Origin of the sequence: Lysinibacillus sp. NPDC096382, from assembly GCF_044762845.1 — a bacterium.
Classification (GTDB): Bacteria; Bacillota; Bacilli; order Bacillales_A; family Planococcaceae; genus Lysinibacillus.
On the sequence record NZ_JBIWFC010000019.1, the window covers coordinates 13,282 to 29,146 of the forward strand.

Consider the following 15,865-nt stretch of genomic DNA (forward strand, 5'->3'; position numbering starts at 1 on the left):
AATATGAATAGATGGATATATACAATTGAAAATGTACATATAACTCCAATAAATTTAAGAAGTATTTTAAATGAAGTGGAAAGTGAAGTTGTTAAAATATTTTTTAAAGAAATAAAGCTTCAATATAATTATGAAATTGAGATTAAATATTTTACTCAACACTCTAATAAATTGCCAAACTATTGGATCCGTTTGAAGTTTTTTTTAGATTTTGCGGATATGAATAAATTCACACTACTGACTTTATATTGCGTAGACAATATGGATTATCCGTTGAAAATTCAGGCCAATTATTTATTTGATGATTTACTTGAAGTTAAGAATAAGAAAGATTTCTTGAAAAAATTGAAGAGTATTTTTATGGAGTCTTTTTTAGAGATGAATAGTTACATAGAATACAATAAAGAAGACAATTTGTTAAATTATAATAGTGATGAAATGTATTTGGTAAATACGGATAATAAGTTAATAGATAGAAATATATTTGTTAAACAGAAAAGATGTGCAGAACGCGGTGCTGGTGATACGCTATTAGTTAAGAAAAATACAAATGAATATGTTAATAGGAAAAAATGGACAGATAAAGAAAAAGAGATAATTATTAATAATATCTCTTCATATAGAAAAGTATTCTATGACAGTGATAAGCAATTAGTTAAGGAAATTACAAAAGATTTTGCAAGCAACCTTCTAAACCAATATAACAGTGTTTATGAACATCGATCGGTTATAGCTATAGCTAATCGATTAGCGTATTTCGATGAATTACTTGCCGGAGTTCAAACTCATTATGCGAAAATTGATGAAATTTATTTTGGAAAGCTGAAGAGATTAGATGGTGATATGACGAAGAATCCAGCAAGAATTTGGCGTAACTGAAGAGAGAATAATCAATCTTTTTTCTAAAGACGTTTACTGCACATTGAAAAAAAGATGCTAGACCAATTCATCTTAAGTATTCTTTAAATCAGTGGTTATGCAATATGGTGAGTTAATTCATTTATCAGTAGAAGATTAGTGTGCGTATTCAATTACAATTTGAATACGCTTTTTAACTTGAAAGCAAACAACCATACAGTTAGCAGAGCTAGAGCCTATATTAAGTACGCTACTGCTTCTTTATTACGCTTCACTTCGCGCACATTTCTTTGAATAGTTGTGAAAATGGATGGATCCAATCTACAACTTATGTTGTGTGTATGTTGAATTCAAGGGAATAAAATAATTCCATCGAGAGAAACTAAAAATAAATACGAGTTTTTTCATTTTAAATTTGAAAAGCGGGGTGTTTTTTTATGGATCCAACAAATTGCGATTTTTCACCAATGAAACAAACATTAAAGGAAGAGCTTCTGCAGGTCATTCATTCATTACAGCAAAGTGTAGAAGCTATGGATACGGATGCAAACTGTCTTCTTGGGAATTTTGAAAAAATAAAAGAGAAATTTGTAACGATTGAAATGAAGGCTGCTACGTTTTATTTGAATTGCTATCTTTCGCCGTTTACTGAAAAATATCCTGAGCTTTCGCATAGCGTACAAAATATGTCTAAAAGAAGACACGGCGGACTAATTGTTATTGAACGGGAGGATTCTGTATCATCTATCATACAGCCTGGTATTCATATTGGTGCAGAAGTAACGCATTCCTTATTAGAATCTATTTTTTTTCCTGGAAATCCACTTCATGATGGCGCCGTTTTAATAAGCCAAAATCTAATTAAATCAGCAGCAAATGTACTGCCACTGTCAGAGAGATATACAGGGGAGAAGAAATTAGGCACAAGGCATCGAGCAGCATTAGGGTTAAGTGAAGTAAGTGATGCGCTTGTCATGATAGTGTCTGAAGAAACAGGAAGAATTTCCTTTGCCTTTAAAGGAAACTTATATCCAATTACGACGCATGGCATTATATAGTGTGAGCTTCACACTGAAAAATATCTTGAGTTCGAGATATTTTTCTTGCTTGTACATCACTTGCGTGGTAAAGTGACAAATGAGAGGGGGAGAAGCGATGCGAAAACATACGCTCGGAACAGTGACGTGGATTCGGATGATGCGCTTTACAAATCAAAGTAATCAGCTATCCAATGAGTTTTTAAAGCGCTTTGGCTTAACGACTGCACAATTTGATGTCCTAATCCAAATTAAGACATATGCACCGTTAACGCAATCCCAATTAGCAGAGAAAGTGATAGTGACGCAAGGTGGTATGTCTAGGATGCTTACTCGTCTTGAAAAAGATGGACTTATTGAACGTAAGCAAAATTGGAAGACTAAAACAATCTCACTAACAGTTAAAGGCGAGCAGATGATTGATACAGCAACACCAAGTCAGCTACAATTTCAATCTTCATTTTTTGAAGAAGTATTAACAGAAGAAGAAATGAAAACTTTAAATACACTAATGTCGAAAATAGAGAAGCATAGTCGTGATAAAAAATTACCACCAGCGTGATTTTTTTACACTATCACTTGCTTAGTCAAGTGAAAACAGGGAGGAAACATTCATGAACAAATTAAGTGGACATCATCATATATCAATGCTAACAAAAAACGGTAAACGTAATAATGATTTTTACACAAAACTTCTCGGCTTACGTCGTGTAAAGAAATCAGTAAACCAAGATTCGCCTTCCATGTATCACTTGTTTTATGGAGACTTAACAGGAGCACCGGGTACAGAATTAACATTTTTTGAAATGCCTGTAGCAGGACGGACAGTGCGCGGAACAAATGCCATTACACGTATTGGATTACTAGTGCCAAGTTATGACAGTCTGCAATATTGGAAAAATCGTTTTCAACAGTTAGAGATTGAACATAGTGAAATAACAACTTATGCAGGTAAAGATGCATTGTTTTTTGAGGATCATGAAGGATTAAGAATGGTGCTTTTAAACAATCATAGTCATAAAACACCAGCTCATTGGCAACCATGGGACGGCTCTGATATCCCTGCAGAACATCGTATTTTAGGGATGGGTACAGTTGAAATTACAGTTCGTTACTTGCAACGGACAGTAAGCGTATTAAAAGAGCTATTTAATTACACAGTTGTAACAGAAAGTGAAAAAGAAGCAGTATTGCAATCCATTCCTGGTGAAGTGCTTGGAGAAATCGTCGTTCAAGAATTAGAAGGACCGAGTGAGAAACCTGGACGTGGTAGTATTCATCATCTTGCACTGCGTGTCGGAACAGTGGAGGAGTTGCAACAGTGGGATCTTAAAATTAAGGAGCAGGGCTTTGATAGTACTGGCATTGTGGATCGTTATTATTTCCAAAGTCTTTATTTTAGAGATCGTAATGGAATTTTATTTGAAATGGCAACAGATGGCCCAGGATTTACAGTTGATTCGGCAATAGAGGATCTTGGCAAAGAACTTGATCTTCCACCATTTTTAGAAGAAAGACGTGCAGAAATCGAAGCTATTTTAGAGCCGCTAGATTAAGGAGAGATATTCATCATGGATAAATACCGTTTTGATCAATCGAAAGGCATCGAATTTGGCCTATATTCATTAGGGGATCATATTCCAAATCCATTAACAGGTGAACGTATTTCAGCTCAACAACGAATCCAAGAGCTAATTGAAGCAAGTCAGCTTGCAGAACAAGCAGGTATTGATGTCTTTGCTGTTGGCGAAAGTCATCAATCGTACTTTACGACACAGGCACACACAGTTGTTTTAGGAGCAATCGCACACGCTACATCAAAAATTAAATTAGCAAGCTCTGCGACGGTACTAAGTGTCTCTGATCCAGTACGTGTATATGAAGATTTTGCAACGATTGATTTAATTTCAGGTGGACGTGCAGAAATAGTCGCAGGGCGTGGCTCTCGAGTTGGCGCATATCAATTACTAGGCATTGATTTAAAGGATTATGAAGAAATTTTTGAAGAAAAATTAGCGTTACTGAAAAAAATAAATGACAACGAACTGGTCACTTGGGAAGGGCAATTCCGTGCACCACTTCACAATGCGCAAATTTTGCCACAACCTAAAAATGGCTCGTTGCCAATTTGGCGTGCGGTTGGCGGACCACCTGCTAGTGCTATTAAAGCAGGCTATATGGGCATTCCGATGATGCTAACGACATTAGGAGGTCCCGCTGCGAACTTTAAGCCATCAGTAGATGCCTACAGAGAAGCAGCGGAGAGAAGTGGCTTTGATCCGAAAGAGTTACCGATTGCTACAACAAGCCTATTCCACGTTGCACATACGACGGAAGAGGCACTACAAGGGATGTATCCCCATTTAAATGGAGGATTCCAAGCAATTCGTGGCGCAGGTTATCCAAAGCAACAATTCGCGGAAGCACCGGATACAAAAGACGCCTTAATGGTCGGAAGTAAGGAGCAAATTATTGAAAAATTACTGTATCAATACGAGCTCTATGGCATGCAACGATTTATGGCACAAATTGATTTTGGCGGTGTGCCATTCGATAAATTAATGAAAAATATCGAAATTATCGGGAACGATATTTTACCAGCAATTAGAAAATATACTGCAAAAAAATAGAGTGATATATCTATAAGATACTTGCTTAATAAAGCGGTTGATTGGAGTGGAGGCTGGGCGACTCCTTGGGATCAGTGATAGAGGAACGAAGGCTAAAGCATCACGTCCTGTGATAACGCCTTCGTGACCAACATTGTGTTGGCCCGAGACCCTTCAGCGGAGCGAAGCGGCTCATCGGACGCCCCTAGGAAAGCGCCCAGCCGGAACGGAAATCAACCCCTCTTTTTGCCGAGAAAACTTAATTTCATTGATTTAATAGTTTTTAATCAACATGACGTTGCATGAGAGAAAAATCTCATGCAGCGTTTTTTCGTGGCAACTTTTATTTTTGGTTGGACCACTTGAACCATCGAGCATGACCATCAGGGCGTTCCATTATTCGGATAGATTCTATTTCACCTTGATCCATAAAATCTTGATGCAGTTGTATATCAAATAAATTGTTATAACAATGATAGAGAGGGCGTTCCATGCTGATCTCTTTTAATTGTTCAATTAGTTCAAGGCGTAACTCCATTGGGATTTGATTGGCCACATGCGTATGATAAACAACTAATAGCGCATCTTGATTAATATCTCTACTAATTTCTTTTATAAGTTTAATAGCATCTCCTTTTATCAGTTCTAAATCGAGTTCTTTTAAAATAGGTAGTGCTTGATTTAATAAAAGTCTACGTTCTTGATGCTCTGGCCAAATTAAAGCTTGGAGCCATCGAAGCTCTTCCTCATTATGAATATCAATAGGATTTAAATCGATCCCAACACGTTTACAAACAACAGGAGCATTTGTAATGGAAGCTGGGAGCGGTTCTCCCCGATTTTCTGAGGACAAAACGAAAGCGCTATTTGAATGGTTTATATGAAGCTGTTTATTATAGCAGTAATTATATTGATCCATCCCAAGTTGAAGTCCTGCACTTGCCCCGATTTCTATTAAGGCTAAAGGTTTTTGATGCCCTTCATAAATTTCTGTCATCATCGGATAAAGGTAAGTACAACGGCGAATCTCATTAGTCTGAACAAGTTTTTCTTGAAATAAAGTCTTCAATTCATCTGAATGGGATAATACGAATGCTTTAAAAACAGGATAGACTTCATTTATTGGTTTTGGTGTTGTCGTTAAGGATGGATAAAAATAAACTAATTCGTCTTTGGTTGATGACAGTAAATACTGAACGCCAGCTAATAATAAATTAGGTACAGGTTGTCCTTTAGGTATAAATGCGGCAACTTTTAATATTTCATCATCATCGGCAATCTTATTGGCTAAATGTTCATATAGTGGACTTGAATTTTCACATTCATTTTTGGCAAAAGTACGGAATTGCTTACTTAATTTAGCTAACATACGATTCTCCCCTTTGTTAAAAGTAATCGATCTAATTTTAGTTTATTATTGTTCGATAATTTAGTAAATTAAATATAGTTAATGAAGTTGATTAAAAAGATTAATCTTTCAGCGGGTGTTCAAACATCCGCTGAAGCCTCCAGACGCAATTATGCCGAGGAATGAAAATCCTGCCATTGAAATATCGATTCTAGTGGAGGATTCTGCAAAAATTGAGGATTTAATAAATAATGATCAGGCGGATATTGGTATTTCCTTATTGCCAACACGTTACCGCCATTGGCACCAAGAGCTTCTTGTAGAGAGTCCTCTAGAATTGGTTATTCCCCTAGATGCGTGCGATGATGAGACAGGAGCATATATTGATTATGAGGAATTATTGCAAACCTACACTTTATTTACACACCATCATCCAACTATTTGGGTGGATTTATTACATAAACTTGAGGAAAAATATGTCGTTACTAAACAAGTGTCCATATCTCAATCCTATGTGGTAAAGCGCTTAATAAAAGACGGATTAGGTATGTCATTTTTGCCACGAATGATTGTGAGAAGAGAGCGGATGGAAGGGAGGTTTAACATCATTCCCTTCGAAGAAATAACTTTCCCAAGTGTGCCTGTATATCTTTTTTATAAGGATTCAGTAGAAATTCCAGAAGGGTTACTATGTTTATTTCAGACGAGGGAATATTTGTGAAATTATTGTCGATTATCCCAATTTAACGAATGGAAGATAACCTATCCGAAATTAAAATGAACCCAACGTTAGGGTGATAGCTAATAAAATTATTTAATGTTTATTAATATGAATTCCCATATAATATTAATAGGGATATTTTAACTTTTTTCAGCAAAGAAGGTAAAGCCTCCGGCGGATGTCACGGAATCGAAAAGGAGTTACTAAAGGATGTTAGCCTAAATATCATCGCATCCACGCGGTAACGGCTAAAACGGATGGGAAATAAGGCGACGGAAGGCTCGAGCAGAACGACCTGCATCCTGCTGCTGACGCTACGCCTTCGCACAAAAAATATTTGCAGGCCTAAGCGCAAAGCGATTCCGGACGCAAATATGTCGAGCCATAATTGATTAAAGGTGTGGTTGTATTGAGAATTTTAATGGTTGAGGATCATGAAGATGTAAATGCAATGTTAACAGAATTGTTTGAGCAAGCAGATTATCAGGTAACAAGTGTGATGGATGGAGTAGAAGGACATCGAGCATTTCTGCAAAATGAGTTTGATATTGTGCTTCTTGATATTATGCTTCCCTATAAAAGTGGTGATGAATTATTAAAAGAAATTCGCGCTATTTCGGATGTACCTGTTGTTATGATTTCAGCAAAAGATTTAGTGTCAACAAAAATTGATTTGCTTCGTTTAGGAGCGGACGATTATATTACGAAACCTTTTGACCTTGGTGAGGTTCTTGCCCGTATTGAATCGATATTGCGTCGTGTTAAAAAAGCTACACCAATGAAGCAGCTGCAATACAAGGATATAGTGCTGGATGATGTCGCTAAGCGAGTTACAGTGAGTGGTGAAGAGGTCTTACTAACTGCAAAGGAATATTTACTGCTCGAATTGTTTATGACAAACCAAGAAAAAGTATTCACGAAAGCAAATTTATATGAATCCATTTGGCAAGAAGAATATTTAGGGGATGAACATATTATTAAAATTCATATTAGTAATCTTCGACATAAATTAAAGACAAAAAATCCACAAGCAGATTATATCGAGACACTTCGTGGGCTTGGTTATCGTTTACGTCCATAAATCATCCGTAATCTATACGTCATCTTTACTTTATCTATACCTTTCATGAGTAATCTATGAATATGAAAGGGAGGTGCTTAATATGGGAGAAACCATATTAAAAACGAATCAAATAACGAAAACATATAAAAAGCATACAGTACTTCACGACGTATCAATCGAATTAAAAGAAGGACGTATTTATGGGCTTATTGGTGAAAACGGTGCGGGAAAAACAACCTTAATGAAGATTGTTTCAGGGATTAGTTTTCAAACAGAAGGTTCATTTGAGTTATTTGGAAAATCATCTGACAAGGAAATACAGCAGCAACGAAAACGTCTTGCCAGTATGATTGAACAACCAGCGATTAGCCCTGATATGACCGCAAAAGGTAACCTTAAATATCATCGTTTAATGCGGGGGATTCCGAATGAGGAGCTAGAAGATGAAATACTGCAATTGGTTGGATTGACGAGTACAAACAATAAGAAAGCTAAGCATTTTTCACTCGGCATGAAACAACGTTTAGGCATTGCTATTGCGTTATTAACTAATCCAGAGCTATTGATTTTAGATGAGCCAGTGAATGGATTAGATCCTATAGGTGTTGTTGAAATTCGTCAGCTTTTAACACGTCTTTGTGAAGAGCGACAGATGACGATTTTAATTTCGAGTCATAATTTACCGGAACTTTATCAAACAACGACTGATTATATCATTATTCATAAAGGGAAAATTATGAAACAAATGACGCAACAACAGCTCGACGAAGAATGTAGACATTATATTCGCATTGGTTGTACAGCTCCCGAACAATGTGCACATGTATTAGAAACAATTCTTAAAACACAAAATTTTCAAGTCATGCCAAATAAAACGATTAAATTGTATGATTTCTTAGAGAATCTTGGGGACGTATCAACCGCCTTATTTGAAAATGGGGTAACACTTACGGAATTTAGTCTACAAGGAGACACATTAGAGAACTACTTCCTTACGTTAATTGGAGGTGAGCGCCATGTTTAATTTAGTACGTGCTTACCTTTATAAAACAACTAAATCCAAAATATTTTGGGTCTTACTGGCTCTTACAACATGTTCTGCAACAGCAATGTTTAGTATTGCTTATGGTATAGGCAATAACTCAATAAATGAAAGCATCAGCAACGTTGGTTTTTTACTATCTGATATGAATACGATGTCAATAGTAGGCGCAGTACTTGCCACTACACTTATTTGTTCAGATTTTGATACAAAAAATATCCATCATCCGATTATAAGCGGCTTTGCAAGAATCCAAATTGTCATAAGTAAAGCGATTGTTTTCTGGATATTACTTATTGTTCTTGTAAGCCCGTATATCATCGTGACAATAATTGGTTTATCAATGGACAGCACGTTTAGTATGGGCGGGAAAGCAGCAGGTTTTTTAAGCATTCTAACGGCGACTACTAATGGTAGCTTTGCCGATTACGTAACAATAATGAGCACAATGACTATAGTCTATCTTGCGCAGTTAACGACTTGTATTTTACTGGCGTTTGCCTTCAGAAAATCGGTGCTTGTAGTAGCTGCGTATTACATGATGTCCATGTTCTTTGGGCAGGTCGCTAGTTTTCAGGATTCATTTGAGATGATAGATAAAATATTATCCTTCACACCATATTCAGCGGAGTATCTTACGATTAATTTAAGCATGAGTAAAGGTGATATAATTTCGGCCGTTTCCATTTGTGTCGTATTTATAGTAATCAATATATATGTAACATTCATGACATTTAGAAAAGCAGAAATCAAGTAAGGGGATGGTAGGGAATGTGGATTGTGGCAATTGTAATCATTGTAGGATTATTATTTTATATTTTTTATATACAAAGGCAACTACAAATGATGAATGTACAATTGTCACAACGTCTACATGAGCAATATACACAGCCAATTAGCGTAGAGCTATTAAACAAAGAAATAAATCAACTAGTGGCAAATATAAATCGCATATTAATAGAATCACAAAAATCAAGGTCGTATATTAAGCGAGAAGAAAAATACTATAAGGAAATGATTTCAAACATTTCGCATGATTTTCGTACGCCACTCACTGCGATAAAAGGCTATCAACAAATGCTTTTAAAAGAACCCTTAACAGAAAAGCAGCTTGCAAAGCTTGAAATCGCACAAAAACATGTTGGAAGACTAGAGCAATTATTAGCAACATTTTTTGAATATTCCTATTTACATAGTAATGAAGATAAGCCCAAAAAAGATCGTATTAATATTTCAAACATAGTATTTGAAGAGATTGCTGATGCCTTTGTACAATTTAAACAAAAAGGAATAGCCGTCAACTTACCAAATTTTGAGCCGCTCATTATTCACTCTGATGAAGAAATGCTTTTACGCATTGTGCAAAACTTAGTACGAAATAGTATCATGCATGCTCAAGGTGATGTAACGATCAAGATGTGGATAGAAGAAGAACATGCATATATCTGTTTTCAAAATCCGATTGACGAAAATAGTCAACTAAATCCTAATCAGCTCTTTAATCGATTTTATACAACAGACAATTCCAGACGTAAAAACACGGGTCTAGGGCTATCTATTGTCAAGCTGCTAGCAGAAAAACTAGGTGGAAATGCAACGGCCAAAATAGAAAATGGCATGATTGAGTTTTTAGTGTGTGTAAAAAAGGATTTAAAATAGAAGGAGCCAAGAAGCTTAGTACATCTTGGCAATAACAATTGTAATTTCATTAGCGATGTTCGTGGTTCTATCAGCGATTCTTACACTTTTATCAGCGATGTTCACGATGCTATCAGCGATTTTTTAGGCGGGAAAAAACAATGTTATAACTATTGTATGGATATAAAACCATTTATGGTAATTTTTTAATATAGTGTAAAGCCTCTATTCAATTTATAACTTCTACTTTACTACTAATTCCATAAGCTGGATTCGAAGTGTCTATGCTCTCAATCCAAACTTTTACCTTACTACCGACTTTTATATTTTTTACTTCTCGTTTTAATTCAAAATAAGCCGCACTTTGTGCTTTCTTTATCGTTTCTTCTTCAGATAAACCTTTAATTTCCTCTTTTGTCACTCCTTTTACTACTAATATCTGATTATCCTTTATTTTCGCTACAATTCCTTCCATAGTTGATTCTGCATTATTGGTTGTATCTTCTGAACAACCAATAATGCAGGTAACAAGACCTGTAATTAAAAGCATAGAAATAACTAATTTTTTTATCATTTTTAGTTGAGTTTTCAAATATTAATAAGGCTCCTTTCAATTTTATTGACTCATTAACTAGTCTTATATACTATCTCCAAAAGGAAGGAAAACTCTACAGAACAATATAACGATTCCTTAAAAGTTTTCATCCTACTATGTCGCATCTAATTTATCGCAAAATTCTGATTTTTACAACAAAAGCTCCTTTAAAATGACACTATACTTTTGCTCTAAAACTCATCAATTTCTAATCTAAGCTCAGATAGTGCGAAGTTTCTTAGAGAATATATTGATTTTCCTAAATTAGATGAACGTAGTATGAACTCTTACCAAGTTACAAATATTTGCTAAGAAATGCGTGGATATGTAGGGCTAGATAACAGACCTGATATTATTGAAGTGACTGAGTTAATGGGAACCATTGTCATTAGTATGGACTATGACAAAAGAGGGAGAGTCCTAGCAGTATGAATATTGTAGAAAATTATGCTGAATAAGATACCTTGTTTTATGATTATTGGAAACACAAGGAAATAACATTTATTTTATAGGCAACACGCATGAAATGGTATATTGGGTACTACATCAAATTATAAATCCTCAAGAATTAGATAAAGAGGGGTTAAAATTAATGAAGATGAAGCGAATAATTTAGCATCTGTTTTCTTATTGTACACGAGATCTTTCCATACATATGCAGGTATATATTCATATACACTTTTAAAAGTGAAAAGCGATTTGAAATATATATAGTATAAAAAATTTTTTTCGCGAGAGATAGAATGAAAAAGTAACGAATAATCCTAAGTTGAACTGCACCCCAATTGTTAGACACAGCATCTAACAATTGGAGGTGTAGTTTTTTTATGGCTAAATTTATGGGTTTGGAGGATTATCAATTTTACCTACAAATTTATGGCAAGTGATTTTCTTGAAGGATTTCAAGATGTGTTTAGCCTTAGTAACTCGGTCGATATTTGTTCTTAAATAAAAATAATGATCAAGATCATGCAGGTGTTTTCTTAACACAATGTAGTTGAATACAAAAATTTGAAATAACAAGGGGTAGTAGACATAAATAAAAATTCAAAAGGTACATTAATGACTTTCTGAATAAAGATATTTTGTTTGAGAATTCTTGGCAGGGAATATTGACTTCTGAGATTAATGAAATTGTATCTGACGATGTTCCAGGAAAAAGAGATTTTATATCGTTTTTTTTCGATAGCAATAGGTATATTCCGTCGAAAATGAGGGTTATGATTCTAACACATTGTTGAGGCAAAAGATATTCATACCCATTAATATTTTCTCGTGCAGAATTGAATTGATAAAAGATCAAACGATATCTAGAGATAGTATAATGTAAGCGAGGTAGTAGGGATTTTCACCATCGTCAATGGAGAAGTCATAACGGCAGATGATGCAGAGACGTTAGTGAAGGCAATTGATGAAGAAATTAAACAAAATCCTGTTTATTGACATGAAAACAGCTTGTTAGCATAAACCAACAAGCTGTTTTTTTATATGTTGATGAATAGTCGCTATACCGCTATTTTTCACCAACCACGTACGTATTGCACTGGAGGTTTAACTTCTTCTCTTAAATCCTTAGCAGCATGAAGTGGCCAATATGGCTCGCGCAGAAGAACACGCGCAAGGAAGATTAAGTCAGCACGATTATTTTGTAAAATTTCCTCTGCTTGAATAGCTGTCGTAATAAGGCCGACTGCTCCAGTTGGAATATCAGCACCATGCTTAATCGCTTCAGCATGAGTTACTTGATAGCCTGGAAAAACATTAATATGTGCTTGCACTACACCACCTGTAGAAACATCCACTAAATCGATACCTTGTGATTTCATCCAACGACTGAAGACGATAAAATCATCCATTGTTGTACCATCTTCTGCATAGTCCTCAGCGGAAACGCGTACAAGTAAGGGGCCTTCCCAAACACTACGAATAGCATCGATGACTTGACGTAATAGTCGATAACGATTTTCTTGAGAGCCACCGTATTGGTCATTGCGTTTATTCGTCGCTGGTGATAAAAATTCACTTATTAAGTAGCCATGTGCTCCATGGATTTCAAGAACATCAAAGCCAGCTTTAGCTGCCCGGACAGCTGCTCGTTTAAATGCTTCTACAACATATTCAATGTCTTCTAGTGTCATTTCAGTTGGCGTTTTAAAAGCATCGCTAAATGCAATAGCTGATGGCCCAAATATTTCTCCATCTACAGTTGCTTTACGTCCAGCGTGTGCCAGCTGTATGCCGGTCTTTGCTCCGTATACTTTCATTCCTTGAACTAATTGACTTAAACCTTCAATATGAGCGTCATCCCAAATACCAAGATCGCTACTAGAAATACGACCCTCTGGTACAACACCAGTAGCTTCGACAATAATTAAACCAACTTGACCAGCAGCCCGCGTTGCATAATGTACTTGGTGGAAAGGTGTGACAAGTCCATCATCCTGTGCCGAGTACATACACATCGGCGCCATCACTACGCGGTTTTTTAAAGTGATATTTTGCAATTGATAAGGTTCGAATAATTTAGCCAATTTAAAGCCCCCTAATCCCTAGTGATATACTTTATTTTGGCACACATTATTTACTATTTGCAAGTGATCGAGATCGAGCTTCAGCTTCTTTAATGCATGCTTCAATGGCTTCATTAAATTGATATTGTTCAAGAGCTTTAATTCCAGCTTCTGTTGTACCGCCCGGACTGGTTACTTTTTGGCGTAATACATCAGGCTCATCGACGGATTGCTTCAGCATTTCTGCAGTACCAGCAAGTGTTTGCGTCATCAATAGTCTTACTGTATCCTTCGAGAGACCGACCTTTGTACCAACCCGTTCAAATGCCTCCATTAAATAATAAATATAAGCTGGCCCACTCCCGGAAAGGGCGGTTACAGCATGTAATTGATCCTCATCTACCTCAATAACTGAACCAATCGCCTCTAAAAGCTGTAAGAAAAGAGCGCGTTGTTCTGCTGTCACTTCGTCATTAAAGGCAATCCCGCTCGCAGACATCCCAATAGTAGCAGAAGTGTTAGGCATAACGCGTGCGACTGGACGAGCACCTAAATGTTCTGTAATAGTAGTAATGGCAATACCAGCTAGAATAGAAAGAACGGCTGATTGCTCTGTAATTTTAGGCTTTAGCTCACGCATCGCTACAACGGCATCTTTTGGTTTCATTGCTAGAATGATTAAATCAGCCTGCTGATAAATAGCATCATTAAAATTGCCATTTACATTATATGTGTCGTGTAAAAATTGTAAGCGTTCCTTGTCTGTGCGATTGGTGACGTAAATTTCTTGCGCTGTAAATACCTTTTGTTTAATCCAGCCCTGAATCAATGCCTCTGCCATAGAGCCTGCACCAATAAATAGTATTTTTTTCATGATAAAACCTCCAGTTCTCAAAATCAATTTCGCCTTGGCGTAATTGTATCTGTCGCTTTGCTTTCGCTACAGAAAACATTAGTATCTGTCGCTTTGCTTTCGCTACAGAAAACATTAGTATCTGTCGCTTTGCTTTCGCTACAGATAAACAATGCGTCCGGATTTTGAAAATCCGTGACATCCGCCGGAGGCTTTATCTTCATTCAGCTGCCGCTTCGCTTTCGCTACCAAAACATCTGCTAAATGAAGATAAAAAAAGCGCTCCCGTCCTTATAAAGAAGGACGAAAACGCTGTTGTTTCCGCGGTACCACCTTTGTTTGCCAATTGGCACAACTCATAGCCCTTTTATCGCAAGGGAAACGGTTATGTTTTCATAACTGCTCAGAAGTAGGTTCTGTAATGGGAGCGGGTGATGTCACTTTCAGCAAATGTAACACTCTCTAAGACACCTTCACCAATTACGTACTTGGCTTCATCAACGCACAAAAATAATTAGATTATTCAAAATTATATTAATAATACGTCAACCTGTCAACAGGAGGGTGACGAAAAGAAGAAAAACTTGTAAAATAGAATGAATAGGTATTCACTAGTTGCATTAAAGGGGGAAACAGCTTTTGTCTATACACAAAATAGAAATACCAACACCCTATGAAGTAGGAGATGTGAATGCATTTGTTGTAAAAGGAGATGCATTGACCATTTTTGATGTTGGTCCAAAAACAATGGAAGCCTATGATGCACTTAAAAGGGGTATTCGAGCAGTGGGCTTTGATATGCGAGATATTGAACAGGTTGTGTTAACCCATCATCATCCAGATCATGCAGGTTGGGTGGATGCCTTTCCGAACGCTGAAATTTTAGGGCATGCCTATAACGATAAATGGCTTCGTCATGACGAGGATTTTTTACGTTACCATGTGCAGTTTTACAGTGAGCGCTTATTTGAGCACGGAGTTCCTCAAGAATATATCCAGCCGAGTGTCCATGTCCGCCGTGAAATAGAGCTTGTAGGTGAACGACCTTTAACACATATACTTAACGATGGAGATGAAGTGCCAGGACATCCTGGATTAAAGGCTATTGAAACATTAGGACACGCGCAAAGTCACTTAATATACTGGGATGAAAAAACTCATGATGTAATAGGTGGAGATTTATTGCTTGCAAAAATAACGCCAAACCCATTAATTGAGCCACCACTAGACCGTACATTAGGACGTACTAAATCGTTACTACAATATAATGAATCACTAGAAATTTTACGTCGATTACCTGTAAAAAAGATGTATACAGGACATGGTGCTGAGCTAGAGAATATTCCTAATATAATTGATAAACGACTAGACCGTCAGCATCAGCAATCTTTGAAGGTTTGTGAATTATTTGTAGATGAATCATTAACTGCTGTACAAGTAACGAAGCGCTTTTACCCAGCTGTTTTTCAGCGTCAGTTTGGTCTGACGTTGTCCAAAACGCTCGGTTATTTAGATTACTTAGAGGCCAACAATTTCATTACATCTACAAAAACGGAAGAAGGTATCTATTTATTTCAAAGGAAGTAGGTTT

General features: G+C 36.4%; 15 protein-coding genes. 11 read left to right on the top strand and 4 right to left on the bottom strand.

Annotation, left to right across the window (positions count from 1 at the left end; genetic code table 11):
- Positions 1-3 precede the first annotated feature (3 nt).
- From ACIQZA_RS20525 to ACIQZA_RS20545, 5 genes are all read left to right on the top strand, one after another.
- Positions 4-879 (top strand): hypothetical protein, encoded by an 876-nt coding sequence (locus ACIQZA_RS20525; RefSeq protein WP_402883684.1) that lies wholly within the window; start codon positions 4-6, stop codon positions 877-879.
- 416 nt (positions 880-1,295) lie between these two features.
- Entirely contained in the window at positions 1,296-1,916 is a 621-nt protein-coding gene (gene cdaS / locus ACIQZA_RS20530; protein ID WP_400936793.1) for a sporulation-specific diadenylate cyclase CdaS, read from the top strand.
- Positions 1,917-2,013: 97 nt separating this feature from the next.
- Complete coding sequence (locus tag ACIQZA_RS20535) at positions 2,014-2,457, top strand: MarR family winged helix-turn-helix transcriptional regulator (RefSeq protein WP_402883683.1); 444 nt, start codon at positions 2,014-2,016, stop codon at positions 2,455-2,457.
- Positions 2,458-2,509: 52 nt separating this feature from the next.
- Positions 2,510-3,451: a ring-cleaving dioxygenase gene (locus ACIQZA_RS20540; protein WP_402883681.1), complete on the top strand. Its 942-nt coding sequence runs from the start codon at positions 2,510-2,512 to the stop codon at positions 3,449-3,451.
- A 15-nt stretch (positions 3,452-3,466) separates the two neighbouring features.
- Positions 3,467-4,525, top strand: coding sequence for an LLM class flavin-dependent oxidoreductase (locus tag ACIQZA_RS20545; protein ID WP_402883680.1), 1,059 nt, complete (start codon positions 3,467-3,469; stop codon positions 4,523-4,525).
- A 322-nt stretch (positions 4,526-4,847) separates the two neighbouring features.
- On the opposite strand, the gene ACIQZA_RS20550 is transcribed toward ACIQZA_RS20545, so the two are convergent.
- Complete coding sequence (locus ACIQZA_RS20550; protein ID WP_402883678.1) at positions 4,848-5,873, bottom strand: DUF2332 domain-containing protein; 1,026 nt, start codon at positions 5,871-5,873, stop codon at positions 4,848-4,850.
- Between the two features lie 151 nt (positions 5,874-6,024).
- Here ACIQZA_RS20550 and ACIQZA_RS20555 point away from each other — a divergent pair, with 151 nt between their 5' ends.
- The 5 genes from ACIQZA_RS20555 (at position 6,025) to ACIQZA_RS20575 (ending at position 10,337) form a co-directional block, all read left to right on the top strand.
- Positions 6,025-6,573 (top strand): substrate-binding domain-containing protein, encoded by a 549-nt coding sequence (locus ACIQZA_RS20555; protein ID WP_402883677.1) that lies wholly within the window; start codon positions 6,025-6,027, stop codon positions 6,571-6,573.
- Positions 6,574-6,982: 409 nt separating this feature from the next.
- Positions 6,983-7,654 (top strand): response regulator transcription factor, encoded by a 672-nt coding sequence (locus ACIQZA_RS20560; RefSeq protein WP_400936805.1) that lies wholly within the window; start codon positions 6,983-6,985, stop codon positions 7,652-7,654.
- An 82-nt stretch (positions 7,655-7,736) separates the two neighbouring features.
- Positions 7,737-8,660: an ABC transporter ATP-binding protein gene (locus ACIQZA_RS20565; protein WP_402883675.1), complete on the top strand. Its 924-nt coding sequence runs from the start codon at positions 7,737-7,739 to the stop codon at positions 8,658-8,660.
- Positions 8,653-9,435 carry a hypothetical protein gene (locus tag ACIQZA_RS20570; RefSeq protein ID WP_402883674.1) on the top strand — a complete coding sequence of 261 codons (783 nt, stop codon included), beginning with the start codon at positions 8,653-8,655 and terminating at the stop codon, positions 9,433-9,435. The genes ACIQZA_RS20565 and ACIQZA_RS20570 overlap by 8 nt, the downstream gene beginning before the upstream one ends.
- A 14-nt stretch (positions 9,436-9,449) precedes the next feature.
- Positions 9,450-10,337: a sensor histidine kinase gene (locus ACIQZA_RS20575; RefSeq protein WP_402883673.1), complete on the top strand. Its 888-nt coding sequence runs from the start codon at positions 9,450-9,452 to the stop codon at positions 10,335-10,337.
- Positions 10,338-10,545: 208 nt separating this feature from the next.
- Here the strand turns inward: ACIQZA_RS20575 and ACIQZA_RS20580 are convergent, their stop codons facing one another.
- The 3 genes from ACIQZA_RS20580 to proC form a co-directional block, all read right to left on the bottom strand.
- Positions 10,546-10,908, bottom strand: a complete 363-nt coding sequence (locus ACIQZA_RS20580) for a YobA family protein (protein ID WP_402883671.1) — start codon at positions 10,906-10,908, stop codon at positions 10,546-10,548.
- Between the two features lie 1,523 nt (positions 10,909-12,431).
- Positions 12,432-13,442, bottom strand: coding sequence for an NADPH dehydrogenase NamA (gene namA, locus ACIQZA_RS20585; RefSeq protein ID WP_402883669.1), 1,011 nt, complete (start codon positions 13,440-13,442; stop codon positions 12,432-12,434).
- A gap of 46 nt (positions 13,443-13,488) precedes the next feature.
- Positions 13,489-14,295 carry a pyrroline-5-carboxylate reductase gene (gene proC, locus ACIQZA_RS20590; RefSeq protein ID WP_400936820.1) on the bottom strand — a complete coding sequence of 269 codons (807 nt, stop codon included), beginning with the start codon at positions 14,293-14,295 and terminating at the stop codon, positions 13,489-13,491.
- Between the two features lie 618 nt (positions 14,296-14,913).
- Between proC and ACIQZA_RS20595 the strand changes: the two genes are divergently transcribed.
- On the top strand, positions 14,914-15,861 hold the full coding sequence (locus ACIQZA_RS20595; protein WP_402883667.1) for an MBL fold metallo-hydrolase: 948 nt from the start codon (positions 14,914-14,916) through the stop codon (positions 15,859-15,861).
- Positions 15,862-15,865 lie beyond the last annotated feature (4 nt).

Excerpts from the sequence above, each read along its gene's own strand:
- ACIQZA_RS20565 (WP_402883675.1), top strand. The coding sequence starts at position 7,737 with ATGGGAGAAACCATATTAAAAACGAATCAAATAACGAAAACATATAAA.
- ACIQZA_RS20570 (WP_402883674.1), top strand. The coding sequence starts at position 8,653 with ATGTTTAATTTAGTACGTGCTTACCTTTATAAAACAACTAAATCCAAA.
- cdaS (WP_400936793.1), top strand. The coding sequence starts at position 1,296 with ATGGATCCAACAAATTGCGATTTTTCACCAATGAAACAAACATTAAAG.
- ACIQZA_RS20545 (WP_402883680.1), top strand. The coding sequence starts at position 3,467 with ATGGATAAATACCGTTTTGATCAATCGAAAGGCATCGAATTTGGCCTA.
- ACIQZA_RS20535 (WP_402883683.1), top strand. The coding sequence starts at position 2,014 with ATGCGAAAACATACGCTCGGAACAGTGACGTGGATTCGGATGATGCGC.
- ACIQZA_RS20575 (WP_402883673.1), top strand. The coding sequence starts at position 9,450 with ATGTGGATTGTGGCAATTGTAATCATTGTAGGATTATTATTTTATATT.
- ACIQZA_RS20550 (WP_402883678.1), bottom strand. The coding sequence starts at position 5,873 with ATGTTAGCTAAATTAAGTAAGCAATTCCGTACTTTTGCCAAAAATGAA.
- ACIQZA_RS20540 (WP_402883681.1), top strand. The coding sequence starts at position 2,510 with ATGAACAAATTAAGTGGACATCATCATATATCAATGCTAACAAAAAAC.
- ACIQZA_RS20525 (WP_402883684.1), top strand. The coding sequence starts at position 4 with ATGAATAGATGGATATATACAATTGAAAATGTACATATAACTCCAATA.
- ACIQZA_RS20555 (WP_402883677.1), top strand. The coding sequence starts at position 6,025 with ATGCCGAGGAATGAAAATCCTGCCATTGAAATATCGATTCTAGTGGAG.
- proC (WP_400936820.1), bottom strand. The coding sequence starts at position 14,295 with ATGAAAAAAATACTATTTATTGGTGCAGGCTCTATGGCAGAGGCATTG.